This window comes from Blastococcus aurantiacus, assembly GCF_900102425.1.
Taxonomy (GTDB): Bacteria; Actinomycetota; Actinomycetes; order Mycobacteriales; family Geodermatophilaceae; genus Blastococcus; species Blastococcus aurantiacus.
The window spans coordinates 1-1,396 of record NZ_FNBT01000018.1 but is presented as its reverse complement, the minus strand read 5'-3'; the positions used below and the strand labels follow the sequence as shown (position 1 = coordinate 1,396).

The window sequence follows — 1,396 nt, the reverse complement described above, 5'->3', positions numbered from 1 at the left end:
TCCTCGGCGGCGGAGTCGACCACGCAGGCGCTGACCCAGACCCGCATCGCCGTCGACGAGCTGTCCCAGATGGCAGCAGACCTGCGCACCACGGTCGGACGCTTCACCTACTGACCGGACGCGGGTGACTGCCCGCACGCACGGGAAGAGCGCACGGCCACCGGCCGTGCGCTTTTCTCGTGCCGCATTGCGCGAACGGCATGAAACGTCTTGTCGACTCGGGGAATGAGGTCGGCGACGTCATTCATCGTGCGCAATCCGACACGCAGACCACCTGCACGCGGCGCCTTTTCCGGCGCCTAATGTTCGCGGTGCACGATTGGAGCGGACGCCACGTTCCTCGTGCACTCGTCGCGCCATTTTCCCGCTGTACCACCTGGAGATCTCACATGACCGCCTCGTCCTCGCGCACCCGCCGTGGTGGCTGGTTCGCCGACCGTCCCATCGGCGTGAAGCTCGGGGCTGCCCTCGTGCTGCTGGGAGGGGTCGGCCTCGCCGCAGGCGGTGTCGCCGTCGACCGGATCGACTCGCTGTCGAGCTCCCAGCAGGAGCTCTACGACCAGAACGTGCATCCCATCGACACGCTGAACGAGGTGCAGCGCCACCTCCAGGGCGTGCGAGCGCGGTTGCTGCAGTACCCCGTCGCCGACGAGGCGACCCGCACCGAGCTCCGCACGCAGATCGACGAGCGCTTCGCCGAGTTCCAGGACACCCTGGCCTCGTACGCACCGCTGGCCCAGGACGACGGGGCCGTCGCGCGTCTGGGCGACGCAGGTTCGGCGTTCGTCACCACCGCGACGGCCGAGTTGCTGCCGTTGGCCGACGCCGGCGACCTGACCGGCTTCGGAGCCCTGTACCAGGCTGAGGTCCGTGGCCTCGGCGACGGGGCCCTGGACGAGCTGCAGGCGGAGAGCGCGGCACAGGCCGCTGCCGCGACCGAGCACGTGGCCGACGACCGGGCGGCCGCTGATGCCGCCGTGTGGATCGTCCTCGTGCTGCTCGCCGTGGGCATCGTGGTCTCGGGCGCCCTCGCCGTGGTCGTCGTCCGACGGCTCGTCCACACGGTGCGGTCGGTCCAGCAGTCGGTCGACGCGCTCGCCCAGGGCGACCTCACCGTCACCCCGGTGGTGAGCAGCCAAGACGAGCTGGGCCGGATGGCCTCGTCGTTGGCGACGGCGCAGGGCGCGCTCCGCGAGGTGCTGGCCGGGGTGGCCGCGTCCGCCTCGGCGGTGGCCGCCTCCTCGGAGGAGCTGAGCGCCAGCTCCGCGCAGATCTCGGCGTCGGCCGAGGAGACCTCGGCCCAGGGCGGTGTCGTCGCCTCGGCCGCCGAGGAGGTGTCCCGCAGCGTGGAGACCGTGGCCGCCGGCGCGGAGCAGATGGGTGCCTCGATCCGGGA

1 protein-coding gene and 1 pseudogene are annotated in these 1,396 nt (G+C 71.5%); both read left to right on the top strand.

Annotation, left to right across the window (positions count from 1 at the left end; genetic code table 11):
• Positions 1–114: pseudogene (locus BLS70_RS21725) on the top strand (methyl-accepting chemotaxis protein); the annotation flags it as partial.
• Positions 115–389: 275 nt separating this feature from the next.
• On the top strand, positions 390–1,396 hold a 1,007-nt coding region (locus tag BLS70_RS20365), incomplete at its 3' end, for an MCP four helix bundle domain-containing protein (RefSeq protein WP_176946515.1).